The 24,351-nt window shown below is 61.0% G+C and carries 26 protein-coding genes; 13 read left to right on the top strand and 13 right to left on the bottom strand.

All coding sequences use genetic code 11. The features are described 5' to 3' along the window. Window positions 1-197 precede the first annotated feature (197 nt). Complete coding sequence (gene gatA / locus WKI89_RS16075) at window positions 198-1,631, bottom strand: Asp-tRNA(Asn)/Glu-tRNA(Gln) amidotransferase subunit GatA (protein WP_337871333.1); 1,434 nt, start codon at window positions 1,629-1,631, stop codon at window positions 198-200. 189 nt (window positions 1,632-1,820) lie between these two features. Continuing rightward, complete coding sequence (gene miaA / locus WKI89_RS16070) at window positions 1,821-2,747, bottom strand: tRNA (adenosine(37)-N6)-dimethylallyltransferase MiaA (RefSeq protein ID WP_337871331.1); 927 nt, start codon at window positions 2,745-2,747, stop codon at window positions 1,821-1,823. Between the two features lie 41 nt (window positions 2,748-2,788). Here miaA and WKI89_RS16065 point away from each other — a divergent pair, with 41 nt between their 5' ends. Beyond that, complete coding sequence (locus WKI89_RS16065) at window positions 2,789-3,193, top strand: Hsp20/alpha crystallin family protein (RefSeq protein WP_337871329.1); 405 nt, start codon at window positions 2,789-2,791, stop codon at window positions 3,191-3,193. A 9-nt stretch (window positions 3,194-3,202) separates the two neighbouring features. Here WKI89_RS16065 and WKI89_RS16060 read toward each other — a convergent pair whose 3' ends face one another. Both WKI89_RS16060 and rpmE read right to left on the bottom strand, forming a co-directional pair. Continuing rightward, on the bottom strand, window positions 3,203-3,805 hold the full coding sequence (locus WKI89_RS16060; protein WP_337871334.1) for a thymidine kinase: 603 nt from the start codon (window positions 3,803-3,805) through the stop codon (window positions 3,203-3,205). A gap of 292 nt (window positions 3,806-4,097) precedes the next feature. Then, a complete protein-coding gene (rpmE, locus tag WKI89_RS16055; RefSeq protein ID WP_337871327.1) occupies window positions 4,098-4,325 on the bottom strand; it encodes a 50S ribosomal protein L31 in 228 nt (75 codons plus the stop codon). Window positions 4,326-4,419: 94 nt separating this feature from the next. Here rpmE and aroH point away from each other — a divergent pair, with 94 nt between their 5' ends. Further along, on the top strand, window positions 4,420-4,788 hold the full coding sequence (aroH, locus tag WKI89_RS16050; RefSeq protein WP_337871326.1) for a chorismate mutase: 369 nt from the start codon (window positions 4,420-4,422) through the stop codon (window positions 4,786-4,788). A 63-nt stretch (window positions 4,789-4,851) separates the two neighbouring features. Here aroH and metG read toward each other — a convergent pair whose 3' ends face one another. The 6 genes from metG to proC form a co-directional block, all read right to left on the bottom strand. Next, entirely contained in the window at window positions 4,852-6,771 is a 1,920-nt protein-coding gene (metG, locus tag WKI89_RS16045) for a methionine--tRNA ligase (protein ID WP_337871324.1), read from the bottom strand. 221 nt (window positions 6,772-6,992) lie between these two features. Further along, the gene (rpiA, locus tag WKI89_RS16040; protein WP_337871322.1) at window positions 6,993-7,694 is read right to left on the bottom strand and encodes a ribose-5-phosphate isomerase RpiA; all 702 of its coding nucleotides are present in this window, start codon (window positions 7,692-7,694) and stop codon (window positions 6,993-6,995) included. A 111-nt stretch (window positions 7,695-7,805) separates the two neighbouring features. After that, window positions 7,806-8,282: a thioredoxin-dependent thiol peroxidase gene (gene bcp / locus WKI89_RS16035; protein WP_337871320.1), complete on the bottom strand. Its 477-nt coding sequence runs from the start codon at window positions 8,280-8,282 to the stop codon at window positions 7,806-7,808. 96 nt (window positions 8,283-8,378) lie between these two features. After that, window positions 8,379-8,867 (bottom strand): adenosine-specific kinase, encoded by a 489-nt coding sequence (locus tag WKI89_RS16030; protein WP_337871318.1) that lies wholly within the window; start codon window positions 8,865-8,867, stop codon window positions 8,379-8,381. 3 nt (window positions 8,868-8,870) lie between these two features. Further along, on the bottom strand, window positions 8,871-9,422 hold the full coding sequence (locus tag WKI89_RS16025; protein WP_337871316.1) for a hypothetical protein: 552 nt from the start codon (window positions 9,420-9,422) through the stop codon (window positions 8,871-8,873). Window positions 9,423-9,494: 72 nt separating this feature from the next. Continuing rightward, the gene (gene proC / locus WKI89_RS16020) at window positions 9,495-10,277 is read right to left on the bottom strand and encodes a pyrroline-5-carboxylate reductase (protein WP_337871314.1); all 783 of its coding nucleotides are present in this window, start codon (window positions 10,275-10,277) and stop codon (window positions 9,495-9,497) included. 174 nt (window positions 10,278-10,451) lie between these two features. Between proC and tsaB the strand changes: the two genes are divergently transcribed. The 7 genes from tsaB (at window position 10,452) to WKI89_RS15985 (ending at window position 16,893) form a co-directional block, all read left to right on the top strand. Continuing rightward, window positions 10,452-10,982, top strand: coding sequence for a tRNA (adenosine(37)-N6)-threonylcarbamoyltransferase complex dimerization subunit type 1 TsaB (tsaB, locus tag WKI89_RS16015; protein ID WP_337871312.1), 531 nt, complete (start codon window positions 10,452-10,454; stop codon window positions 10,980-10,982). Continuing rightward, entirely contained in the window at window positions 10,979-12,076 is a 1,098-nt protein-coding gene (locus WKI89_RS16010) for a methyltransferase (RefSeq protein WP_337871310.1), read from the top strand. Before tsaB ends, WKI89_RS16010 begins: the two co-directional genes overlap by 4 nt. An 879-nt stretch (window positions 12,077-12,955) precedes the next feature. Then, entirely contained in the window at window positions 12,956-14,572 is a 1,617-nt protein-coding gene (gene rpoD, locus WKI89_RS16005; protein WP_337871308.1) for an RNA polymerase sigma factor RpoD, read from the top strand. A gap of 364 nt (window positions 14,573-14,936) precedes the next feature. Next, a complete protein-coding gene (locus WKI89_RS16000; RefSeq protein WP_337871307.1) occupies window positions 14,937-15,332 on the top strand; it encodes a VOC family protein in 396 nt (131 codons plus the stop codon). Between the two features lie 75 nt (window positions 15,333-15,407). Further along, on the top strand, window positions 15,408-16,085 hold the full coding sequence (locus WKI89_RS15995; protein ID WP_337871305.1) for a hypothetical protein: 678 nt from the start codon (window positions 15,408-15,410) through the stop codon (window positions 16,083-16,085). Between the two features lie 46 nt (window positions 16,086-16,131). Next, entirely contained in the window at window positions 16,132-16,395 is a 264-nt protein-coding gene (locus WKI89_RS15990) for a DUF1871 domain-containing protein (protein ID WP_337871303.1), read from the top strand. 60 nt (window positions 16,396-16,455) lie between these two features. Beyond that, window positions 16,456-16,893 (top strand): SufE family protein, encoded by a 438-nt coding sequence (locus WKI89_RS15985; RefSeq protein ID WP_337871301.1) that lies wholly within the window; start codon window positions 16,456-16,458, stop codon window positions 16,891-16,893. A 4-nt stretch (window positions 16,894-16,897) separates the two neighbouring features. Here the strand turns inward: WKI89_RS15985 and WKI89_RS15980 are convergent, their stop codons facing one another. Then, the gene (locus WKI89_RS15980; RefSeq protein WP_337871299.1) at window positions 16,898-19,015 is read right to left on the bottom strand and encodes an ABC-F family ATP-binding cassette domain-containing protein; all 2,118 of its coding nucleotides are present in this window, start codon (window positions 19,013-19,015) and stop codon (window positions 16,898-16,900) included. Window positions 19,016-19,196: 181 nt separating this feature from the next. On the opposite strand from WKI89_RS15980, the gene WKI89_RS15975 reads away from it, so the two are divergent. Next, window positions 19,197-19,772, top strand: coding sequence for a GNAT family protein (locus WKI89_RS15975; protein WP_337871298.1), 576 nt, complete (start codon window positions 19,197-19,199; stop codon window positions 19,770-19,772). A 63-nt stretch (window positions 19,773-19,835) separates the two neighbouring features. On the opposite strand, the gene hpaR is transcribed toward WKI89_RS15975, so the two are convergent. Then, entirely contained in the window at window positions 19,836-20,309 is a 474-nt protein-coding gene (hpaR, locus tag WKI89_RS15970) for a homoprotocatechuate degradation operon regulator HpaR (RefSeq protein ID WP_337871296.1), read from the bottom strand. A 124-nt stretch (window positions 20,310-20,433) separates the two neighbouring features. On the opposite strand from hpaR, the gene hpaI reads away from it, so the two are divergent. From hpaI to hpaE, 3 genes are read left to right on the top strand one after another with little or no spacing between them, the layout of a single operon-like run. Next, entirely contained in the window at window positions 20,434-21,375 is a 942-nt protein-coding gene (gene hpaI, locus WKI89_RS15965) for a 2,4-dihydroxyhept-2-ene-1,7-dioic acid aldolase (RefSeq protein WP_337871294.1), read from the top strand. 20 nt (window positions 21,376-21,395) lie between these two features. Continuing rightward, complete coding sequence (locus WKI89_RS15960; protein ID WP_337871292.1) at window positions 21,396-22,190, top strand: fumarylacetoacetate hydrolase family protein; 795 nt, start codon at window positions 21,396-21,398, stop codon at window positions 22,188-22,190. Further along, window positions 22,187-23,704, top strand: a complete 1,518-nt coding sequence (gene hpaE / locus WKI89_RS15955; RefSeq protein ID WP_337871290.1) for a 5-carboxymethyl-2-hydroxymuconate semialdehyde dehydrogenase — start codon at window positions 22,187-22,189, stop codon at window positions 23,702-23,704. Before WKI89_RS15960 ends, hpaE begins: the two co-directional genes overlap by 4 nt. A gap of 160 nt (window positions 23,705-23,864) precedes the next feature. Here the strand turns inward: hpaE and WKI89_RS15950 are convergent, their stop codons facing one another. Beyond that, a complete protein-coding gene (locus tag WKI89_RS15950; protein WP_337871288.1) occupies window positions 23,865-24,203 on the bottom strand; it encodes an endonuclease domain-containing protein in 339 nt (112 codons plus the stop codon). Between the last annotated feature and the right edge of the window lie 148 nt (window positions 24,204-24,351).

Genomic DNA, 24,351 nt, shown 5'->3' with positions numbered 1-24,351 from the left:
GGCCCGGTCGTTTGCAGGTTTCCTGGCGCGGGTGAACCTGATTCTGCTGGTGCACAACCTCATCCGCAGCCGTCTTCTGCTCAGGATGGCGGGGGTGGAAGGGTAGACTGCAGGTAGCACACGAAGGGATATGACAGAGTTTCACAGATATTAACGCCTTAACGTTAAGTTACCTCCCTGGGCCAAATACCCGACCCTTACAAAGGGGCTACCCGAGCGTAGGCTCGCTCGGTGGATTCTTCAAAAGCATAGGCAGTAGTGAAGATTTGTTCGTCCTGTAGCGGCTTACCAATCAGTTGGATGCCAATCGGTAGCGAACCTTCAAAGCCTGCGGGAATGCTCATCGCGGGTACACCGGCCAGGTTGATGGCCACCGTATCGATATCGGCCAGGTACATCGAGAGGGGGTCACTGGTTTTTTCGCCAAAACGGAAGGCAGGAAAGGGGCTGGTGGGTGTGAGCAACAGGTCGGCCTTACTCAATGCTGCATCCAGATCGGCTTTGAGCTTGGCTCTGGCCCGCAGGGCTTTGCCATAGTAGGCATCGTAGTAGCCCGAGGAAAGCACGAAGGTTCCCATCAGGACACGCCGCTGAACCTCGGACCCCAAACCGTGTTCGCGGCTTTGCATCATGGTATCCAGGCTATCTTTACCCGGCACCCGCAGGCCATAGAGGGTTCCATCGTAGCGGGCCAGGTTGGAACTGATCTCGGCGGTGTTGACGATGTAGTAGGCCGCCAGGGCGTAATCCAGGGTGGGTATGCTGACCTCCACAAAACGGGCTCCCCGCCCTTCCATCACCGTTCGGAAGCGCTCGATGGCCTCCAGAACCCCCGGGGAATTGCCCACCGCCAGGGCTTCCTTGACAATACCAATGGTGATCCCCTGCACCGAACCCCGCAAAGCGTCGCCGAACTGCGGAGAAGCCTCGAGGCTGGTGCTGTCTTTAGGGTCATGGCCGCTCACCACATTGGTCAACAGGGCCAGATCCCCCATGGAACGTGCCAGTGTGCCCACCTGATCGAGGCTGCTGGCCGTAGCTACCACCCCGTAGCGAGAGATGCGCCCATAGGTTGGCTTGAAGCCATACACCCCGCACAGCGCGGCGGGCTGGCGCACGCTGCCCCCGGTGTCGGTTCCGAGCGCCACCGGTACCATATCGGCCACCACTGCAGCCGCCGACCCGCCCGAAGTGCCTCCGGGCACCCGTTCCAGGTCCCAGGGGTTGCGGGTGGGGCCAAAGGCCGAGTATTCGGTGGAAGAGCCCATGGCAAACTCGTCCATGTTGGCTTTGGCAACCACAATAGCCCCCGCCTGGCGGAGTTTTTCAATCACGGTTGCGTTGTAGGGCGGGATGAAGGAAGCCAGAATTTTCGAGCCGCAGGTGGTCTCCAGGCCTTTTGTACAGATGTTGTCCTTGATGGTAATCGGAACACCCGCCAGCGGTAGGGTTTCTCCACCCGCAAGGCGTTTTTCGACGGTTTGGGCTTCTTGCAGGGCTTGGGGGTTCAAGCGGATAAAAGCGTGGATTTTGGGCTCGAGCTGCTCGATCCGCTGTAAATAGGCTTGTACTACCTCGCTGGGCGATAGTTTACCCGCCTGCACACTTTGCACGATTTCCTGCGCCAACATACCGCCCCATGATAAAGCCGACCAAGCCCCGTATGTCGAGATGCTTCATGCTGAGTCGAAAAAGGCTTCCATGACCCCCTCATACGCATTCCGGCAGTATCGTTCACTTTTGAAAGCCTAAACGATACTGCCGGAATGCACTCCTACTCCCTTCGGTCGGCTTGAACCCTTCACCTTTGGGTCAAGGGTTCAAGCGGAACCGGTATCAAACCAGGTGCGCACCTCGGCCCAGGCTTCCTCGCCCCCCCTGGGCACGAAGGTTACCTCGCCGGGTTCCTTGCGAAACCAGGTGTACTGGCGGCGGGCATAGGCCCGGGTCGCACGCAGAACCGATTGTTGGGCTTCCTCGAGGGTACATGCTCCTTGCAGGTAAAGCGCGACCTCTTTGTAGCCAATGCTTTGCAGTGCAGTGGGCATCTGTGGATAGGCGGCCAGCAACGCTTCTACCTCCTGCACCAGACCCTGCTGGAACATCTGCTCGACCCGCGCCTGGAGACGGGGCTCGAGCCACTCCCAGGCCGGCCACAAAATCAGTTTTTTGTAACGAAACCGGGGCGCACGCCTGGGAATCTGGGCGGGAGGAATGCCGGTGCGGCGCAGAACCTCCACAGCCCGCACGATGCGGCGGGGGTTGCGCTGCACCCGCAGGGCGTCCTGGGGGCTTTTGGCCTCGAGCTCGGCCAGCAACGGCTCGATACCTTTGGCCTCGATAACTTTCCACAGTTCGGCTTGCAGCAATGGGTCGGGTTCGGGCAACTCGAAAAGCCCTTCCGACAAGGCGCGAATGTAATAGCCCGTTCCACCCGCGACCAGAGGAATCTGGCCCTGCTCGAGGGTCTCCTGAATGGCCTCTTCCGCATGCTGAAGATAGTCTGATACGCTGAAGGCTTGACTGGGAAAGAGCAGGTCTATCAGGTAGTGCCTGACCTGTTGCCGCTGGGCGGCGTTGGGCTTGGCGGTGCCGATATCCATCCCCCGGTACACCATGCTGGCATCGGCGGAAACCACCGCCATTGGATACCTCTGCCCCAGGCGCAGGGCCAGTTCGGTTTTGCCGGTTGCCGTTGGGCCGGTCAGTACCGGTATCGGGTGGCTGGGTGTCTTTGTACCTCGCATAAGCCCTATTCCACTGCAGCAATCATGATATTCTCGAGGCTATGACCATCGAGCGCTTCGACGCCATTGAGCGTCTACAAACCATCCGCCAGCAACTCGACGAGCTATCGCGGCGGTTCTCCTCCCAAGAAGTTTTTGGTGAGTGGGTTCCGGCTGTGGATGTGCTCGACGAGGGAAAACAATACCGCATTCTGGTAGATGTGCCCGGCGTCAAAAACCAAGACCTCGAGCTTCACGAAGAGGGCCAGACCATCACCCTGGCCGGCGTGCGGCACCCCCTCGAGGGCAACTATACACGCCAGGAACGCCCCACCGGCCAGTTCCGCCGCACCCTGACCTTGCCCGAGGCCATCGTCCCCAACAGCGCCCAGGCCAGCTTGAAGGGCGGCGTGCTGGAGTTGGTGCTGCAAAAAGCCAGCAAAGTGCCCGGCAAGCGCAAAAAGTAGGGCGCCGATTCAAAGTATCTCCTGCACCTCTTTGGTCACCACCGTGTGGCACTTTCGACAGCGTGGCTCGTAAGCCTCGCTGGCTCCTACCAGAATGACCGGGTCGTCGTAGCGGGCCGGTTTGCCGTTGACAAAACGCTGGGTGCGGGTTGCTGGCGCCCCACACACCGGACACACCGCATATAGCTTTTCCACATACTCGGCCCTGGTGAGCAGGTCGGGAATGATACCGAACGGCTCCCCGCGAAAATCCATGTCCAGCCCCGCGCAGATGACCCGCACGCCCTTATCGGCCAGTTCCAAAACCACCCCTACCAGGCCCGCATCGAAAAACTGCGCCTCGTCCACCGCTACCACATCGGGCAGGGGTTCGGTTAGGTAGGCGCGCAGTTCGGTTGAGTCGCGCACCGGAATGGCCTCGGCCCGTCTGCCATCGTGGCTAAAGACATCGGTCTGGTGGTAGCGGTCATCTATACGCGGCTTGAACACCAAAACCCGCTGCCGGGCAATTAACGCCCGCTTGATACGGCGAATTAGCTCATCCGATTTTCCCGAGAACATCGGCCCAACCACAACTTCAATCCAACCCTGGTGATGTGGAAGATGGGGCAAGCTCATATTCGCGGCCTAGCATATCGTAACCGGCCACCCCTGCCTACGTTTGATACCGGCTCCGCTTGAACCCTTCACCTGAGGGTGTAATCAAAGGTGAAGGGTTAGAGCCGACCGAAGGGAGTAGGAGTGCACTCCAGCAGCATCGTTTAGGCTTTCAAAAGTGAACGATACTGCCGGAATGCGTATGATCGTGAGCTTGCGGGGGTTTTGGCTTGGGCAACTGCTTCTGCGGGGCCTCGAGGCCTAAAAAAAGGTGAACACCCGTTCACCTGTCCACTACCAAGGGGGGTTACTGCTTCTTAGCAGCCTTCTTGCCGTAGCTGCCACCAAACTTTTTCTGGAACTTCTCGACCCGGCCCTCGGTGTCTACAAAGCGCTGCTGGCCCGTCCAGAAGGGGTGGTTGCCGCTCCAAACTTCGACGTGGATTTCGGGTTTGGTGCTGTAGGTCTGCATGACCACCTGGCCGTTGCAGATGATCTTGCAGGGAACCAGCTTGGGGTGAATTTTCTCTTTCATGCTCTCTCCTGGGCACGGATTTTGCCGTGCTATCAACCCTTGCACTATAGCAGGTCTAGGCGCAAAGGGCAAGCCGGGGTTAGAATCCCAGACGATGACCAGAGGGGTACGCGGCGCCATCACCGTTGAGGAAGACAGCCGGGAGGCCATCCTGAGTGCCACCCGCGAGCTATTGCAAATGATGCTCGAGGCCAACCAGATTACCGATTTCGATACCATCGGAGCCATGATCTTTACCCTGACCGACGACCTTTGCGCGGCTTTCCCCGCCGAGGCAGCCCGGCAACTGGGCATGCAGATGGTTCCCCTCATCAACTCCCGCGAAATTCCGGTTCCCGGAGCCCTCCCCCGGGTCATTCGGGTGTTGATGCTCTGGAATACCGACCTTCCACAAAAGCAGGTCAAGCACGTCTACCTGCGCGAGGCCGTGCGCCTGCGGCCCGACCTGGAAAGCGCCCAGTAGCGTGAGCAGGTTGTTCCCGGCAACGTTGTGAAACGCAAACAACGGGGGGCTTTACCCTGGCCCCTAGCGCACCTTCGCGCCGGGCGGAAGATCCTGCTCGGGCGTGACCACCACAATCTTACCTTCGGCGTTTTCACCGGCCAGAATCATGCCCTGCGACTCCACCCCCCGCAAGACAGCCGGCTTCAGGTTGGCCACCAGCACAAGTTTCTTACCCACCAGGCTCTCGGGAGTATAGTACTGTGCAATTCCGGAAACCACCTGTCGGGTGTGATCGCCCACGTTCAGCGTGAGCACTAGCAGTTTGTCGGCTTTGGGGTGTTTCTCGGCCTTGATCACTTCGGCCACCCGGAACTCCACCTTGGCAAACTCGTCAATGGTGATCTGCCCGTTGGCCGGTGAGGACTCGGGGTTGGAAGCCGATGCGGGCTTCGGGCTTTCTGCCTTGGCCTCCTGACCTGAAGCCCTGGTCTCGAGCTTGGGAAAAAGGATGGGCGCATCCTCGGGGATTCGCGTCCCGGCAGGCGCAAGCCCCCAGGTCTCGGTCTGGGCAATGGTATAGTCACCGAGCCCCAAAGCGGCCCGCAGTTCTTTGGCTTTGGTCGGGAGGGCCGGCTCTAGGAGCACACTGGCAATGCGCAAGCCTTCCACTGCGGTATAGAGGGCGTCCTCGAGTTCCTTTTTCTTGCCTGGATCACGGGCCAGCTCCCAGGGTTTGGCATCGTTGATGAACTTGTTGAGGCTGCGCACATACTGAAGCACCTCCTCCAGTGCCAGGTGAATCCGCAGGGCATCTACCTCCTTGCGCACCTTCTCGGCCAGCGCGACCCCGGCCCGTGCCACCTCGGAATCGGGTGAGGAGGGGGCAGGGATAACGCCACCGCAGTACTTGAGCAGCATGGTGCGGACTCGAGACAGCAGGTTGCCCAGGTCGTTGGCCAGATCCGAGTTCAGGCGCTGTGCCACCACCTCTTCTCCAAAGGGGCTATCCGAGCCCAGCGTGGTGTCGCGCAGCAGCGCATAGTGCACCGCGTCCACACCGAACTTGTCCAGCAAGGCCAGCGGATCTATGGCGTTGCCCAGGCTCTTGCCCATCTTGCGCCCATCCAAGGCCAGGATGTGACCGTGAACTACCAGCCGTTTGTAGATGGGCAGGCCCGCACTTTTGAGCATGGTCGGCCAGAAGATGGCGTGGGGCTTCAAGATATCCTTGCCGATGACGTGCCAGGCATGGGGCCAGTACTTTTCGAATACACCCCGGCTTGCCAGCGAAGAGGCATAAGCCAGGAGCGCATCGAACCAGACGTAGGTGACGTGGTTTTCATCCCAGGGGATGGGAATACCCCAGGGCACGCGGTCTTTAGGGCGGGAGATGGAAAGGTCGCCAATGGGCTCCTTGAGCATCTCCAGAACCTCGTTGCGGTAGGCCTGGGGCAAGATGAGGTCGGGATGCTCGGCCAGGTACTCCAGCAGCCAGGGGCGGTATTTTTCCATGCGGAAAAAGTAGTTGGCCTCCTTCCGCAGGATGGGGGGATCGGAGTCACCCGGTAGAAGGCCATTCACCAGTTCCTTTTCGGTCACGAAGCGCTCGGAACCCACCGAGTAAAGCCCTTCGTATTCGGCATAGTAGATATCTCCGGCCTCGTAGACCTTGCGCAGGATTTCCTGCACGTAGCGCTTGTGGCGCTCGGACGTGGTGCGGATGTAGTCGTCGTAGCTGATGTGCAGGCGCTGGTAGGTGGGCTGGAAGAGCTGCTCGGACACATAATCCACAAAAGCCTGGGGTTCCTGTCCGGCGTTCTTGGCCGCACGGGCTATTTTTTCGCCGTGTTCGTCGGTTCCGGTGACGAAGTTGGTATCGTATCCGTCCAGGCGATGAAACCGGGCCAGAAAATCGCAGATGATTTTCTCGTAGACATGACCGATATGGGGGGCCGCGTTGGAGTAGTCAATAGCGGCAGTCTCATAAAAGATTTTGCTCATGGGTTGCTCCTTGAACCTGGGTTGCTCCAAGCCTCGTGCTGTGGGAGATGGAACTGGCTGAAAAAAAACGGGGGCGCACGTGCGCCCCGCCGATAGCCACCTGGCTGCTATCGTCGGGACATTCGCATCATTCGGGCAATGAACCAATACCCTTTCACAACGAGTATTTTAGGCGCCATGGCTGGGTTTTGGCAAGCATAAACCGCACGCACGACCGGGTTTTAGGTGGAGCCCGAAGGATCTGGAACCCCGCCCAGGTACTCCAGCCCCTCTGGCCCGGCTACAATCGCCAGGCTGGCCAGACCCACAAAAAGCCCGCTTTCCACCACGCCGGGTATGCGCTTGAGTTCGGCCTCGAGGCCCGCCGGGTTCGCAATCGGACCAAACTGCACATCCACAATCAGATTCCCGCCGTCGCTGTAGAAAAACTCGTCGCCATCCATGCGAAGGCAGAGCTGGCCCATCCGGGACAAAGCAGCGAGGGTTGCACGGTAGCCAAAGCGCACAATTTCTACCGGCACCACCCCACGCCCCAGTTGGGGCACTTTTTTGGTGTGGTCGGCAATTACGATAAACTTTTTCGCACTGGCCTCGACAATCTTTTCCCGCAGCAAGGCCCCTCCCAAACCTTTGATGAGCGAAAGATCAGGTGCGATTTCATCGGCCCCATCTATCGCTATGTCTACCCCCTGGGGCTCGAGCTCTGCCAGGGCAATCCCCAGATCGTGGGCCAGCATAGCCGTTGCTTCCGAGGTGGGTACCGCCACAATGCGGGATAACTCCCCCTCCCGCAGGCGGCGGCCCAGTTCCATCACCGCATACTTGGCCGTAGAGCCCGTACCCAGCCCCACCACCATGCCCGATTGCACATACTTGACGGCCTCGAGGGCCGCTTGTTGCTTATAGCTATCCAGGTTATTCATAGATGTGCTAGGCCATCCCAATAAGGCAAGCTCAATTAGATTACAGAATTTGCATCAACCATGCAGCAGATCGCTCGTTAGTCAGAGCGATATTCTCGGGTCAGCCATGCCTTATACAGCTTGCTTTTGCTGTTCCACCAGGGCGTCGGCCACCTCGGCAGCATGTTCGTCGGGCTTGACCTTCTGCCAGACTTGGGCGACGTAACCTTTGGGGTCAATCAGGTAGGTGTAGCGCAGGACGCCTTCATATTCCTTGCCCATAAAGCTCTTACGGCCCCAGGCCCCATAGGCCTGAATCATGTCTTTGGCAGGGTTGGACAAGAGGGGGAAGTTGAGGCCATACTTGCTGTGAAACTTTCCATGGCTTTCCACATCGTCAGCAGAAACACCCAGCACCACGGCCCCCAGCTCTTCTAAGCGCCCTTTTTCGTCGCGGAAGTTGCAGGCTTCCTTGGTGCAGCCCGGCGTATCGTCTTTGGGATAAAAATAAAGCACCACCCAGCGTCCCCGGTAATCCTCGAGGGTATGGAGCTTGCCTTCCTGGTCGGGCAGGGTAAAGTTGGGAGCGGCATCGCCAACGTTCAACATAGCTTCTAAAGCATAGCCGCCCCCAAAGGGAGCCACTGTTGCCTGCGCCGCAAGTAGCCTTTCTGGTCAGGCCAGCGACGCGCGAAGGGTGCTTTTCTACCCTACCTTGTAGCCAAACCGACGCAGGATTTCCTTGCGCCACTGCTGGTCTTCCGGGCCTTCTACCCCAAGGGGCTTGTGTCCATCCAGAACCCCTACAATTCCACGCTGGTCGTCCTGTTCGGCCATGATAACGGAAAGCGGGTTGGCCGTCGCCGCGAAAATTCGCACCACCTCTGGGCAGGCTTTAATCGCGTGAAGCACATTGATGGGGAAAAAGCCCTCCCCCAGCACGATAAAAAAGGAATGGCCCGCCCCGATGGCCTGGGCATTCTGGACGGCCAGACTAATCAGATCGTCGGAAGTACCGGTCTTGCGAATCAGGCGCTTACCGGAGGCCTCGCAAAAAGCCAGTCCAAACTTGATGCCCGGAACCGCCGTGACCAGGGCCTCATGCAGGTCCTCGACGGTTTTGATGAAGTGGCTCTGGCCCAGGATTACGTTCAGGTTCTCCGGTTTCTCCACCTTGACTATCTGCAGTTCCATACCTTATTTAGGCACAGTGAACTTCACCAGGTCAACCGTCCCACCATCCGGCGTGGCATAGCGAACGATGCCCACCCCTGGCACAAAGTAAATCTCCATCACCTGGCTACCCCCCCCGCTGGTAACGGTAGAGGTACGAATGACATAGGCGTTGAAGCGGCCTGCAGGGACACTCACCCCTTCGATGCGCAAAACTTTGCCCAGCAAAGCCACGCTCTGGCCGCCAAAATTACTACGACCACCCCATTCCTGCCCCAGCACCAATGGAGGGGCCGGGTACAACTGCAAAGGAGGATTGTAGCGTTGTACCGCTTGTCCCACGATTAATCCTTCCAACAACACCCCTTTATCTGGGGTGTAGCGCAGCAGGTCGGCGCTCACCGGCTGTTTTGCCAGCCGGCGCTCGAACACCAGCATGCCGTTTTGTTCGCGGGTGAATACCTGCTCCATGCCGGAGGAGTATGTCCAGGAATAACCGATTCCGTAGGGGTAGTAAGCCGTCGGTGCGGCCAGCACCCCCACCAGCAGCAGCCCGAGGGTCAGGAAGCGCTTCATCTCCTCTATGCTACGACCGCTCGGAAAATCACATGGTGCATTCGGCCCGAACCCGCAATGGCAGGTGGGCGATTACTCTTCCCTGCCCAGTTCGTGGCCACGCAAGGTTGCCGCCTCCACTGCTTCGATCAGGGCGGCGCGAACCCCACGGGCCTCGAGGGCGGCCAGACCGTGGATGGTGGTGCCGCCAGGGCTGCTCACCTCGTCCTTGAGCACCGCGGGGTGCTTTTTTCTGAGGAGTTCTCCGGTGGCGATCAGCACATCGGCGGCCAGTTGCAGGGCCTGGGCCCGCGGGATGCCTTGCTTGACCCCGCCATCGGCCAGGGCCTCCGCCACCACCGCAATATAGGCCGGGGCCGAGGCCGACATACCGGTGAAGGCATCGAACAGGCGCTCGGGCAGATCATAGACATCCCCTACGGTAGCAAACAGGGCGCGGGTGAACTCCACATCCCCCGCTTCCTCGGCCTCGCGAGGGGCGGTGATGGCCGTCGAGCTTTTACCGATGGTGGCGGCCAGATTGGGCATACAGCGCACCACCCGCCGGGTTCCCAGGCGACGCGAGAGCACTGCCGTGGATACCCCCGCCATGATGGAGATGTAACCCGTATTGGGGTGGGCAATCTGGGGGGCCAGGGTGGCAATATCCTTGGGCTGAACACTTAGCAAAATTCGCTCGCATTTGCGCAGATCGTCAAAGCGTAAAGGGTTGACGCCGAACTCGCCAGCAACCTCGAGGGTTCGCTGGGGGGTATCCAAAACCCCGATACTGGAGGCCTCGAGCATTCCCGCCCGCAAAATGCCCTCCAAAATGCTCCTGCCCATCTTGCCCACGCCCACAATTGCCAATTTCATGGCCCCAAGTCTAAGCTGCCGCATAGCGAGTTTGTCAAATCCCGGCGGCTGGCCCATCTGCGGGCACGCTCAGGCGGTGCGCACAGCACCCGAACTGGAGCGATGGGCATCGCCTTTCGCTCATAGCAACCAAAACCCGCGCCCCGCGCCCGCTGCCATTGCTATACTCCTGGGGTGCTGGTGCTTGCCCTGGATACCGCCACGCCCTATTTGGTGCTGGGCCTACCCCACGCCGAGCGGGCCATCCGCCTGGGACGTCGCCATGCCGAGGTGTTGTGGGGCGAACTCGAGCAGTTTCTGCAGGAAAATGGGATATGGCGCCAAGAACTGGAGGGCATTGCCGTGGGGCAAGGGCCCGGCTCCTACACCGGAATGCGGGTGGGCATTGCGGCAGGGCTGGGTCTGGCCCGTGGCCTGGACATTCCTGTGGTGGGCGTGGATACCCAGGGGGCGGTGGCGTTGCGCTATCAGGGTCAGGTGACGGTGGCCCATACGACCCGCAATGGGCTTTGCTACAGCGCTCAGTACCACTCGGAGGAAGGCAAGCTGACAACCCTGCGGGCACCCTGCCGCAGCAAGCTGGCAGAACTCCACCCTCGGGGTCTATTTTCCCTGGACGAGCCCCCCTCCGGCATGGCCCTGGCAAGGCTGGGCGCAGAGCGACTGAAGGCCGGGCACAAGCAAATCGAGCCGCTTTACCTATGACCCTCGAGGAATACCACACCCTACGCCAGACCCCGGTTCCCGGAGGGCACCTATACACCAAGCCGGGCGCCCGTGGTCTGGCCGACCCCGCCTACGAGCTGCTGGCACGCTACCTCGAGCCTCACGGGGAAGATGCCCTCGACCTGAATCCGGGCGTCGGACTCGTCACCCACGCCTTGCATCGGCTGGGGCTGGCGGTGCAGGCCATCGAAACCTCGAGGGCTTCTTTGCGCTGTCTCGAGGCCAGTTTTGGCAACTTGCTCAGGGTAACAAGGGGGCTGCCCTGGGAAACCGAGCCCGCCTCGGTGGACCTGGTGGCGATGGTACTGCCCGCCAACCGGGGAACCCAGTACGTGGAGTTGTCGCTGTTGGGGGCCGCCCGGGCCTTGCGCCCAGGAGGGCGGCTGTGGATAGCCGGCAGCAAGGATAAGGGCTTCGAGCACTATTTCAAGCGGGCCCAAGAACTGCTGGGTTTTGGCTTGCTGGCCGGGAGGGCCGGGCCGCTACGGGTTGCGGTGCTGGAGAAGGAAAAACCCACAGGTGAACTGCCCGAGGTATGGCAGTCGTTTGTCTGGAATTTTCGTGGCGAAACCCTGCGGTTTGCTTATCTGCCAGGGGTTTTCTCCGGCGGACACATAGACCCCGGCAGCGCCCTCCTGCTGCAAGAACTGCCCGCTGCACCGGGCCATGTGCTGGACATTGGCGGGGGGTATGGCGCGCTCAGCCGCCCCTTGCAGGCGCGTGCCCAGAGCCTGACCCTGCTTGAAGATGACTGGCCCAGCGTGCTCTCTGCCAGGCGGAATCTGGGCGAGGGCGCCGTAGTGCTGCATTCCGATGTGGACGAAGCCTTGACACCCAGCCATACCTTCACTACAATCATTGCGAACCCCCCGTTTCACGTGGGGGGCCTTGTCGTGCTAGAAACCGCCGCCGCATTTGTCGAAGCAGCCTACGCCCGCCTGGAGAGGGGCGGGAACTTTTATCTGGTGGCAAACCGCTTCCTTCCTTATGAACCTTTGCTCGAGGCTCGTTTTGCCACCGTACGTACCCTGGCCGTGGATAGCCACAAAGTTCTGCTGGCCCACAAAGGCTGACCCTGCTGTACCGGCATTGCCGGGGGCCTCCGGCCCTTCCCTCAGGAGGTGAACCGCTTGAGCAAGACCAAGACCGCCACAAGCGCGAGAGGACGATCCCCTTCGGGACGGAGCAAGCTCCCTGCACCCGCAGGACGATCCCCTTCGGGACGGAGCGAGCTCCGTACACTTGCAGGACGATCCCCTTCGGGACGGAGCACACTTCGTGCACAAAAAGGACAAAGTACCCCTTCTACAGTCAAGAGCACTCGTGCGGGAAAAGCGGTGGTCTCTGCCGCCAAGGTCAAAAAGCCCCTCGCCAAGAAGCAGGCTGCTTCATCCAGCGCTAAAGCCAAGGCTTCTGCCAGCAAAACTGCTGGCAAGAGTAAAGCGTTCGCCAAGCCGCTCAAAACCACCAAACCCCAGCTCAAGACCACCGCCAAAACAGCAGCCAAGCCCGGCAAGGATAAGCTTGTGGGCAAGGCAAAAACCCAGCTGCAAAGCAAGGTTGCGGCCAAGGCCAAACCCACAACACCCGTGAAGGCCAAGGCACCCAGCAAGCATCAACCCGTTCGCAAGGCCAGCCCCCAACAGAAGGCAGCTTCTGCTCGAAGCAAAACAGCCCTCAAGCCCTCCGCCAAAGGAGCCACCCAGGCCAAATCCAAAGCAAAACCCACCAAGCCACAACCCAAGCCCGTTGCAAAGCCCGCGCTTAAGCCTGGCAAAGCCATTGCTAGGCCAGCAAAAACTCCTGGGAGCAAACCGAAAGTAAAAACTGTGTCTAAGCCCGCCCCTAAACCTGTCGCCAAAGCTCCTGCCAAAACGCCGCTCAAACCTATGCCTAAAACGCCAACTAAATCTGCAATTAAACCCGACAGCAAATCGGTTAAAGCCCCCACCATGCCCGAACGCAAGGGCAAGGCCGCTGCCAAAACACCTGCCAAAGCCGAAGCCCCCAGCCCCCGCAAAGCCAAAGCAGCTACTAAACCAGCTCCAGCCAAAACCGCTGCAAAAACCGAAAGCAAAGCCGCTGAGCCCGAACCAAAGGTAGCCTCCAAACCCGAGGCCAAAGCCACCGCCAAGGTACCCGCAGCCTCAAAACCCAAGACCGGAGCAACCCCCACCAAGCCGGCCGCCAAAACCTCGCCCAAGAGCACGGCTGTCCTCGAGGAAGACGAAGATCTGTTGGAGGGCGAAGATCTAGCCTTGGATGCGGATGAGCTCGAGGCCCCTGAGATCGAGATGGCCGAGGTGGACGACCTCGAGGCAACTCCCGACCTTGATGAGCTGGTGCCTCCCACCCCCAAGGCTGGGAAGCTGGCCGTACCACTGGATGAGGAGATAGGCGAGGAGATACTGGAGGGCGACCTCGAGGACATCGAGATTCTCGAGCCCGACTTTGCTCTGGGCACACTCCCGGTCGAGGAGGCCGAGGAAGAAATCGAAGACGACCTGCCCCTGCCTCGTATCTCGACTTCCGATCCGGTACGGCAATACTTGCACGAGATTGGGCAGGTGCCCCTCTTGACCCTGGAAGAAGAGATTGACCTAGCCCGTCGCGTCGAGGATGGTGTTGCGGCAGCCCAACGCTTGGCCGAGGAGACCGGCCTAGAAGCCGAGCTAATCCGCCATGTTTTACGCAGCCAAGTGCAGGGCAGCAGCCGGGTCTCCAATATCCCCGGCACTGAGTTGCGCATAGACCCCGATACCGTCCAGGCGGTGGATGCCCGCCTGCGGGCTCTGGATCGCATGGTCAAACGCCACCTGCATATCGCCCGTGACGGCGAAATCTGCCGCCAGCACCTGATCGAGGCCAACCTGCGCTTGGTGGTCAGCATCGCCAAGAAATACACCGGTCGCGGCCTCTCCTTCCTCGACCTGATCCAGGAAGGCAATCAGGGCCTGATTCGTGCGGTGGAGAAGTTTGAGTACAAACGCCGCTACAAGTTCTCGACCTATGCCACCTGGTGGATTCGCCAGGCCATCAATCGGGCCATCGCCGACCAGGCCCGCACCATCCGCATTCCGGTGCACATGGTGGAGACCATCAACAAGCTGACCCGCACCGCCCGCCAGATGCAGCAGGAACTGGGGCGCGAACCCGCCTACGAGGAAATTGCCGAGGCCATGGGGCCGGGCTGGGACGCCAAAAAGGTAGAGGAAACCTTCAAAATCGCCCAGGAGCCGGTGAGCCTGGAAACCCCCATCGGCGACGAGAAGGACAGCTTCTACGGCGACTTCATCCCCGATGAACACATGGCCTCGCCGGTGGACTCCGCCGCCCAAAGCATGCTCTCGGAGGAACTGGAAAAGGCCCTGGGCAAGCTCTCCGAGCGCGAGGCTATGGTGCTCAAGCTACGTAAGGGCTTGATTGACGGGCGCGAGCACACCTTAGAAGAGGTGGGCGCCTACTTCGGGGTGACCCGCGAGCGCATCCGCCAGATCGAAAACAAAGCCCTGCGCAAACTCAAGTACCACGAGTCGCGCACCCGCAAGCTGCGGGACTTTCTGGACTAAAGCCGGAGCTCAGGAGCCGCCGGACACCCGACCGCTCGGTCGGGTGTTTCTGTTACAATAACGTCAGTTTGAAGTTTTCCAACAAGCTGAAAAAGCTGAGCCGAAGGTTGAAAACCCGTCAATCAGCCTACCGGCATCGTAAAGTCCACCCCTACCGCATAAGGGTGGGTAGGGCGGGGTTTGTTCCGCACCAGTCCATGCCATCACAGATTGCATGGACGACCTCGGAACCCACCCCTCCTAGCTGGCCGAAGGACAGCCAGTACCTCCCCTACCCCGTAGGGGAGGCTTAGGCGTGAGTCTGCCGTGCCGACAGGTTTATTCTGCTTTTCTATACCCGAATTGATGCTACACTAGCCTCGAGATGGATCGGATGCAGCACATCGCCCTCAGGACGAACCGCTTCGAGGCATCCATTGCGTTCTATGCCGAGGTACTGGGGCTATCCGACATACGCGTCAACCTCGAGACCGGCCACCTCTGGGTCAACCTAGCCGAAGGCTTCGTATTGCGTTTCGACCACGTGGACGAGGCCCCCGACCCTTCGGCGCTGGTGTACTTGGGTCTGGAGCTAGAGAACTTCGCAGCGGTTGATGAGCGGTTCTCGCGGGTGAGCCTTCACACTTCCATCGAGCGGGATTTGCGCGAGGAGTACCGGCACAAGCAAGGCCCCTATGGCTTCATTGTCCGTGACCCCAACGGCTACCGGATCAAGGTTTTCAAGTACAACGTGCCGGAGTCGAGCAAACTTGCTACCTGAATCTGAACGATGAAATGAGGGCGTTGTTGGGCAGCTCTCACATTCTTGTTTTAGTCTACGGGCTCGAGGTGACGAGTGAAACACTATCTGCTCGCCGGAATCGCAATGTTGGGTCTCTTGGGTGGGTGCTCGAGCCCGCCCCAAGCCAAACTTCAGGCCTCTATCGGAACCTACAACGCCGCAACCACCGGGCGGTCGTATCTACTGGTGCTGCGCCCCCAGCAGCAGCCCAATAGCATTACGGTAAATGTTAGCGGGCCGGGCGGCTACAGCGAGAGCATCACCCTACAGAGCGCCACCTCCCGCACCCCCTCGGGGGTGTGGTGGCAGGTAGGCTGGAACGCTGGCCCCACCCTGAGCAGCGGCACCTATACCTTCTCCGCGCTTGTAGACGGCCAGACCGAGCAGGTCTCGGTGGAGGTAGACGCCAGCAGCACTTTAGCCCGGCCCGCCGTCAGCATTGGGAACAACCCCACCACCCGTTCGGTTACGGCTTCCTGGAACCAGGTAGCGGGCGCCGGCGCCTTCCTGGCACGGCTGGTCAACCGCACCACCGGTAACGTGGTGGCCAGCACACGGGTCACCTCGCTCAGCACCACCTTCAGCAGCCTGAGCCTCAACACCAACGACCAGTACGCGGTGGAAGTGTATGCCGCCAGCAGCAACATCGCCAACGATCCGCCCATCGTTGCGGGCCAGTTCAATTTGTCGCTGGGTGAGAGCGCCAACTTCACGGTGAGTTCAGCGCCGTAACCGTAAGACCGGAAGAACCCCGTGGTTCGCCCGGTATGCTGTTGGTATGCAAGACCTGGCCGCACGGGTGCAAACCTACCTGCAGATCTACGACCCCCTGGGCATGGGCGAGCTGGCCCCCCCAGAGCAGCTTTATGGGCCGGTGGTGGCGGAAATCATCGAGCGGCTGGCGCTCGTCCGCACCGCTGAGGAGGCCGCTCAGGCCATCCACCGCGTGCTGTACCTGACCTATGGCAACCAGGCTGGGCATGTGCGCAACTACGCCGACCTAGGCCGGGATTTGTTCAAGCTGGTGCAGCAGGGCACATAGCCCCTTGCATCGTGCACAAAGCCCTAGACCCCCCATCGGGTATCCGATAGGCTAGCGGTTATGACTGCCGAAGAACGCCTTGCTCAATTACCCCCCAAACTTAGGAGCGTTGTGCAGACGCTGGGAAGTGCCCCAAAAGTCATCAAGACCGAGATGTTGTTGGAGTTTGCCAAAAAAATGCCCCCCCTACCGGAAGGGATGCAGGGCAAGCTCGAGCAGGTCCATGAGTGCACCACGCCCTTTTTCGTGCACGCCGAGCTCGAGGGCCATCAGGTACACCTGTTTTTCGACGCCCCCAAAGAGGCCCCCACCGTGCGGGCCTTTGCCGGGCTGTTGGCCGAGGGGTTGGAGGGCGAGACGCCCGAGGCGGTGCTGGGTGTACCGGAAGATTTCTATACCCTCGCCAAGCTGGAAGAAATCATCACCCCCCTGCGGCTCAGGGGCTTACAGGCCGTACTGGCCCGCATCAAGCGCCAGGTGCGCGAGGCGCAGGGGTAAAAAATCAGGTTTTGGGCGCGGACCGGCTGGCATTGCGCCGCTTGCGAGGAGACGGGCACTTGTTGCTAGCTGGAGCAGCCCCCTCGAACCCTGCGAACAGCTTCAAGTAGCTGCTACGGCCGTAGCTTTGCCGGCCCACGCGCATCACCTGGACGCCCTCGAGCTCAAAGGCAACCCGCAAAACCGCCCGCAAGAGCCTAGGGCTGGGTGGGTCTTCCAGCACCAGCACCCCACCGGCGAGCTGCCCCCAGCACGTCTCTTCGCGGCTCCAGAACTGCCACAGGCCCAGCTCTTCCTCGGCAAACACCTCGAGGCCTTCCTGCCGCACCCGGTAGCGGTAGGGGTGGGGCCGAAAAAACTCATGGGCATACTGCCGGTACAGCGCCTCTTCCAGCGCCAGCAGGTCGGCGCGCAGCCGCAGGCGGGCGCGGTCGGTCTGGTGGGGTTCGTACAAGCGCTCGAGCAGAGCCATGCGCAGGGCCTCGAGGTCTTGTGCTTCGTTGGGGGGTTCTTCTTCCAGGGCCACCTCGCCATAGGGGTCGAGCCGCAAGGCCGGTTTGCCCAGCAGGGCGGCCTCGGCCTCGGCATAGATGGGGTATTCCACCAGCACCCCATCCTCTAAGCCCCAGAAACGGGTCGCTATCTTTTTGACCAGCTCCCGGTCGTGGGAGACGAACAGCAAGGTTCCGGGGTAGTCGGCCAGGGCCCGCTCGAGGGCCTCCAGAAGCTCGAGTTCGATGTGGTTGGTGGGCTCGTCCATCACCAACAGACCGGCCCGCAAAGCGCCCAGCAAAGCCAGTCCTGCCCGGGCCCGCTCACCGCCAGAAAAACTGCGGGGGGCATCGTTCCAGTGGGGCGGCCTGAAGCCCATCCGGCCCAGCAGGGCCGCTGCGCGGGCTTCGCCAAAGCGCGCCGCGAATTGGGCGAAGAGGGGCAGGTCGGGCTCGAGGCCGTGGTAGTGCTGGTCGAGGTAGGCCGTGCTCACCCCGTAGCCCAGGGTACGCTCGCCAGCGTCGGGCAGTTCCCTGGACAAAAGCAGGCGCAGCAGGGTGGTTTTGCCTGCCCCGTTGGGGCCCAGCAGCGCGATCCGGTCGCCCCGGAAGATGCGCAGGGTGGCCTGGCGGATTACTTTCCGCGCGGCCTGCTCCGTGCCATACGATTTTTCCAGGTTTTTGGCCTCGAGCACCAACTTCGGTGTCCCTTCAGCGGCGATTTCTAGGCTCCAACGGCGCTCGGGGGGAAGTGGATCAGGCGCTTGAATGCGCTCGGCCCTAGTTTGCAGCAAGGCTTTCTCGCTGGCCCGGCGATCCGAACCAGGCCGCCTGCGATCAGGTATCGCTTGCAACAAACGGTTGCGCTCTTTCTGTGCTTCTTGGTGGGCTTTTTCCAGGGTTCGCCGGATGCGTTCGCGTTCTTGCAAATAGGTCGAATAGCCGCCCGCAATCCGAAACAAGCGGCCTGCTTCAAGGTGATAGACCGTGGTAGCAACCCGGCTTAGAAGCGCACGGTCATGGGAGATCAAACCCACCGCGCCGGGATAACCAAGCAGCATCTCTTCCAGGCGCAAACGCATGCGCAAGTCCAGGTGGGTGGTGGGCTCATCCAGCAGCAAGACCTGGGCATCTGAAAGAAACGCCATGGCCAGTCCCAGCCTTACCCCTTCACCCCCGGAAAGACTTTCCGCTGGCTGCTCCCACAGCGCTCCCAAGCCAAAGTCGGCGAGGGTACGGGCCAAGCGCCCTTTCCAGAAGGAGAGTTCGCGGATACGGTTCCATACTTCGCCCACACGTTCGGGCGGGGTGTGTTGCAGTTCCAGTTCGGCCCGGTGCAAGGGTGTTACTGCATGGGCCAGTGCGTAGACGGTCGAGCCAGTGGGGCGAAAATCCTGTGGCAGATAGACCAGCCTGATGGCCGGGGGTCTCGACAGTTTGCCCCCGTCGAGGGGCAAGCGTCCGCTTAGCGCCTGAAATAGGGTACTTTTGCCAGCTCCATTTGGCCCGATCAAAACAGCCCGCTCACGCGGCTCCAACCACAAGGCAGCCCCTTTGAACAAAATTCGCTCGCCAAAGGATTTTTCACCTTCGCTCAAACGCAGCAGTATCTGGGGCCTCGAGGTTAGCACAACCCCTCAAGGGTAGCGCGCAGGGCTCGAGCCGTCAAAACACCCCTATCTACTCCAACGATTTCCTCAACGTTTCTCAGCAAAGGTATTTGGCGTGAACAGGGCATAAAAGCCGATTACCTGGCGTAAATTCGGGTGAAATTCACCCTGTAATGGTGCAAGGGGTAGTAAGGTAGGGAGGATGTTGGGAGTGTATTTGCGCACACTGGTCATGAGCGACCTAGCCCGCGTCCTCGAGTGGAGCCGCGACGAGGCTTTCTGCCTGGCCAACGGCTGGCCGGTGGGGCTGCCCGCCGAGCAGTTGCAGGACTGGTTTGTGCGCCTACTCAACAACCCCCCGGTGGACCTAGTTCGTAAAGGAATTGTGGTCACCGCCCCGCAGCACCCCGAGGGCCATCTGGTGGGGTTCGTGGATCTGCGTGAAGTAAACCCACTGGAGAAGCGGGCTCGATTGCGCATCGCCATTGGCGATGAGATCCACCGGGGGCAGGGGGTGGGGTATGCTGCTGGCTTGCAGATGCTCGAGCACGGCTTTACCGAGCTAGGCCTGGAGCGCATCACCGCTGAAGTCCACAGCTCCAATGGCCGGATGCTGAGCCTCCTAGAGAAGCTGGGCTTCAGGCGGGAAGGGGTTTTGCGCCAGCACGAAACCCGGCAAGGCATCAAAGAAGACGTCCACCTGTTCGGGATGCTGCGCGAGGAGTTCGAGCCCCCTAGCAGCAAAACCTGGCTCGAGACCCTCACCTCGCAGTCCTAGCGCACTTCGCACCGAAAGCCCGCGCCGCCTCACTTTTTGGCGGGCTTCCATCCCAAATCTGGTTCAACCTTGGCCCTCGAGCAGGCCGGCTTCCAGCTTCTCGAGCAGGGCATAGAGCTGCTCGAGCTTGCGCTGGCCCAGAATGCGCTCAATCTCGGCATACACCCCCACCACCTCGGGCTTGATCTCTTCCACCAGGGCCTGCGCGGTCTCGGTCAGGCGCACCCGAATGCTGCGGCCATCGGCCTGGTTGGCATAGCGCCGCACCAGGCCCCGCTGTTCCATGCGCCGCAAGATGCCGGTCATGCTGGGCAAAAGAATCCGGCACTGCTCGGCCAGCAGGGATATCTCCAGCCCTTTGTGTCCATCCAGCGCCCGCAAAATACGCCACTGTTGCTCAGTGAGACCACGCCGGCTGAGTACGATACGGAACCGCTGCACCACCGCCTCGCGGGTGCGCAGCAGGGCCATGGGCAGCGAGTGGGTGAGGTCGCGGAGCAACCGGCTGGAGGGGTCTTTGGGAGTGGATGCAGACATTGGGGGGTTCCTCGAATCGGGACAATTGTACCCTGGCTTGCAAAGTACAATGAGATTTTACTTAATATATTAAGTAACTCAGACGCTTTTTATAGCCTGGCTCACATAGCGGTAAAGGAGTGCAATGGTCGAGTTCAAAGGCAGCATCGTACCCCTGGTGACACCGTTCAAGAACGGTGCAATAGACGAAGCCGCGCTCGAGCGGCTTATCGAGCGGCAGATTGAGGCAGGCTCCCACGCCCTGAGCGTGGGCGGTACCACCGGCGAGCCGGGCACGCTGAGTGTAGAAGAGCGCAAGTACCTGATCGAGCTGGCCCTGCGGTTTATCCGGAGGCGCGTACCCCTGCTGGCCGGAACTGGAAGCCTGCGGCTCGACGAGACCCTGGAGATCACCCAGGCGGCCTACAAGATGGGGGCGCAGGGGGCGCTGGTCATCACGCCTTACTACATCAAGCCCAACCAGGAGGGGCTCTACCGGTTTTTCGGCCAGGTGGCCCAGGCCGTGCCGGAGATGCCCATCGTGCTCTACAACATTCCAGGCCGGGCCGGGGTCGAGATTAAGATCGAGACGGTGGCCCGTCTGCGGCGGGACTTCAAAAACGTGGTGGGCCTCAAACACTCCTCCAAGGACGTGGAGTACGTCTCGGAGCTGCTGCGCAGGGTGGGGCGGGACTTTAACGTGTACTGCGGTCTCGAGGCCCTCACCTTCCCCATGATGTGCGTGGGGGCGGTGGGCACCATCGCCGCCACAGCCAACTGGCTGCCCAAGGAGACCGCCCAGATGTGCCAGCTCACCCTGGAGGGCCGCTTCAAGGAGGCGCTCGAGCTCCACTACCACGGCCTCGAGGCCAACGACGCGGTCTTCTGGGACACCAACCCCATTCCCCTCAAAACCGTGCTGTCCTGGATGGGCCTGTGCCAGAAGGAATGGCGCGAACCCCTGGGCCCCACCACCCCCGAGGTCGAGGCCCGGCTGCGCCGCATGGCCGAGTCCTACGGCCTGATCGCTTCAGAGCAAAAAGGCCGTGAAATGCTGCCCGATCCATCAGGGAAGCAGTATGTCTGAGTCCGTGGCCTAGGTAAAATATGAAACGCGCCCGCTTTATCTCCAAAGGCCGCACCCTGGAAGGGTATCTCCAAGACGGCCTGCTGCTCGACCATGCCGGTGAGGCCCACCACCCCGATGCGGTGCAGTGGCTGCTCCCGGTTGAGCCCGGCAAGGTCATCGCCCTGGCCCTGAACTTTGCCGAGCACGCCGACGAGTTTGGCCTCAAGCGCCCCAGCGAGCCGGCCTTGTTCTGGAAGCCCAACACCAGCCTGCTGCCCCACAAGGGCACGGTCATCTACCCCCAGGGGGCCCGGTTCATGCACTTCGAGTGCGAGCTGGCGGTGATTATGGGACGCCACGCCCGCCGGGTCAAGGCCAAAGACGCCCTGGACTACGTGGGGGGCTACACCATCGCCAACGACCTGGTGGTGCGCGACTACGTGACCAACACCTTCCGCCCCCCCATCCGGGGCAAGGGCTGGGACACCTTCGGCCCGCTGGGGCCCTTCTACGTCACCGCCGACGAGATTGCCGACCCCCACAACCTGCGCATGTGGGCCTATGTCAACAACGAGCTGCGCCAGGAGGCCACCGCCCAGGGCATGATTTTCTCTATACCGGAGATTATCGAGTTCATCAGCCGCTTCATGACCCTGGAGCCGGGCGACGTGCTCCTGACCGGAACGCCCAAGGGCATCTCCCAGGTGCACCCCGGCGACCTCATGCGCATGGAGATTGAAGGGCTGGGGGCGCTGGAAAACCCCATCGAGTGGGAGACCGAGGAAGCCGAGCCGATTATTTCGCAGGAAGGGGACAGGTCGGTGGTGCTATGAAGGTATCGGAGAAAACCCAGGCCATCCGCCCTGAGTTCATCGCGCAGGTGCGGGACAAAATTGCCACCCAGACCGTAACACACTTCATCAATGGGGCCTTTGTGCCGGGGGTGCGGGGCGAGCTGTTCGAGAGCCTCGACCCCTCCAACAACCAGGTGCTGGCCTACGCCTACAGGGGCCACGCGGAGGACGTGGACAGGGCCGCCAAGGCTGCCAAAGCCGCTTTTCCCAGGTGGAAACAGAGCGCCAAAACCCGCAAAAAATACCTGCTCAAAATTGCCGAGGTGCTGGAAAAGCACGGCGACGAGCTGGCGGTGATGGAGTGCTTGGACGCCGGGCAGGCCCTGCGAATCGTGCGGGCTCAGGTGGCGCGGGCCGCCGAGAACTTTAGCTTTTACGCTGAGTACGCCGAGCGGGCCATGGACGGGCGCAGCTACCCGGTGGACGGCGAGTGGCTCAACTACAGCGTTCGCGTACCGGTTGGGGTCTGTGGCATCATCACCCCCTGGAACGCCCCCATGATGCTCTCCACCTGGCGCATTGCCCCGGCCCTGGCTTTCGGCAACACGGTGGTCTTGAAGCCCGCCGAGTGGTCGCCCCTGACCGCCTGGAAGCTGGCGGAGATCGTGCAGGAAGCCGATCTGCCGCCGGGGGTCTTTAATGTGGTGCAGGGCTTCGGCGAGGAGGCCGGCGACGCGGTGGTGCGCCACCCGGACATTCCCCTAATCGCCTTCACCGGCGAGACCACCACCGGCAGCCTCATCACCCGCAACAGCGCCGAGCATCTCAAGCGGCTCTCCCTCGAGCTCGGCGGAAAATCCCCCGCCATCATCTTCGAGGACGCCGACCTCGAGCGGGCCCTGGACGCCACCGTCTTCCAGATTTATAGCTTCAACGGCGAGCGCTGCACCGCCAACTCGCGGGCGCTGGTGCAGGAAAGCACCTTCGAAGAGTTCGTGCAACGGGTGGCCGAACGGGCCGCCAGGGTCAAGGTGGGGCATCCCCTCGAGCCCGAGACCGAGGTGGGCCCCCTGATCCACCCCGAGCATCTACAGCGCGTACTGGGCTATGTGGAAATTGGCAAGCAGGAGTCCCAGCACATCTTCGGCGGTGAGCGGGTGGGCACCGAAGGCAACTATGTGCGGCCCGGCCTGTTCGTGGCCGAAAACCACCACCGCATCGCCCAGGAGGAGATTTTTGGCCCCATCCTGACCGTCATCCCCTTCAAGGACGAGGCCGACGCCCTGCAAAAGGCCAACGACTCCAAGTACGGCCTGGCCTCCTACGTCTGGACGCGGGACGTGGCCCGGGCACACCGCATGGCCCTGCACCTGGAGGCCGGTATGACCTGGATCAACTCGCACAACGTGCGGCACCTGCCCACCCCCTTTGGCGGGGTCAAGATGAGCGGCACCCACCGCGAGGGCGGCGAGCACAGCCTGGAGTTCTACACCGAGCTCAAGCACATCGCTCTGCCACTCACCGAGCACGCAATTCCGAAGTTTGGGAAGTGAAAGCGTGAAGATGCCTTGGTTTTCACCCATTTCGTCAGCGGCTCGAGCGCTAAGCTTTAGGCCCAGCGCAGCGCTCACGCCCCCCACCCTACCCTCCCCCTCAAGGGGGGAGGCGGGATGGCCGACGCATAAGCGCCCTCGAGGCAAAAAAGAGCCAGGGCTAACTTTCCTCAAACGCCCGCCTTATGACCTCGAGCACGCCCTCTATATTGTTTCTGACCTCCCAGTTCCAAAAACGAAGGGTTTTATAACCGCGCTCCTCGAAGTAGGCGTCCCTGGCCTTGTCGTGTTCGCTACCCGCGTGCTGGCTTCCGTCCAGCTCAATAATCAGCCGCTTTTCAAAGCAAACGAAATCGGCAATGTAGGGCCGCATCGGCTCCTGACGACGGAAAGCGACCCCAAGCTGGTTGCGCGCGAGCCGTTTCCACAGCATGCGCTCTTCGGGGGTCATCCGCTTCCGCAGGGCTCGAGCCAGCTCTCCGAATTCTTTATCGGTCATACCCGATTTAATCATCTCATCCCTTCGTGTGCTACCTGCAGTCTACCCTTCCACCCCCGCCATCCTGAGCAGAAGACGGCTGCGGATGAGGTTGTGCACCAGCAGAATCAGGTTCACCCGCGCCAGGAAACCTGCAAACGACCGGGCC

Origin of the sequence: Meiothermus sp. (assembly GCF_037443965.1) — a bacterium.
GTDB lineage: Bacteria > Deinococcota > Deinococci > Deinococcales > Thermaceae > Meiothermus.
Note: the sequence above shows the minus strand (reverse complement) of the source record. Positions and strands in the feature narration are given on the sequence as shown.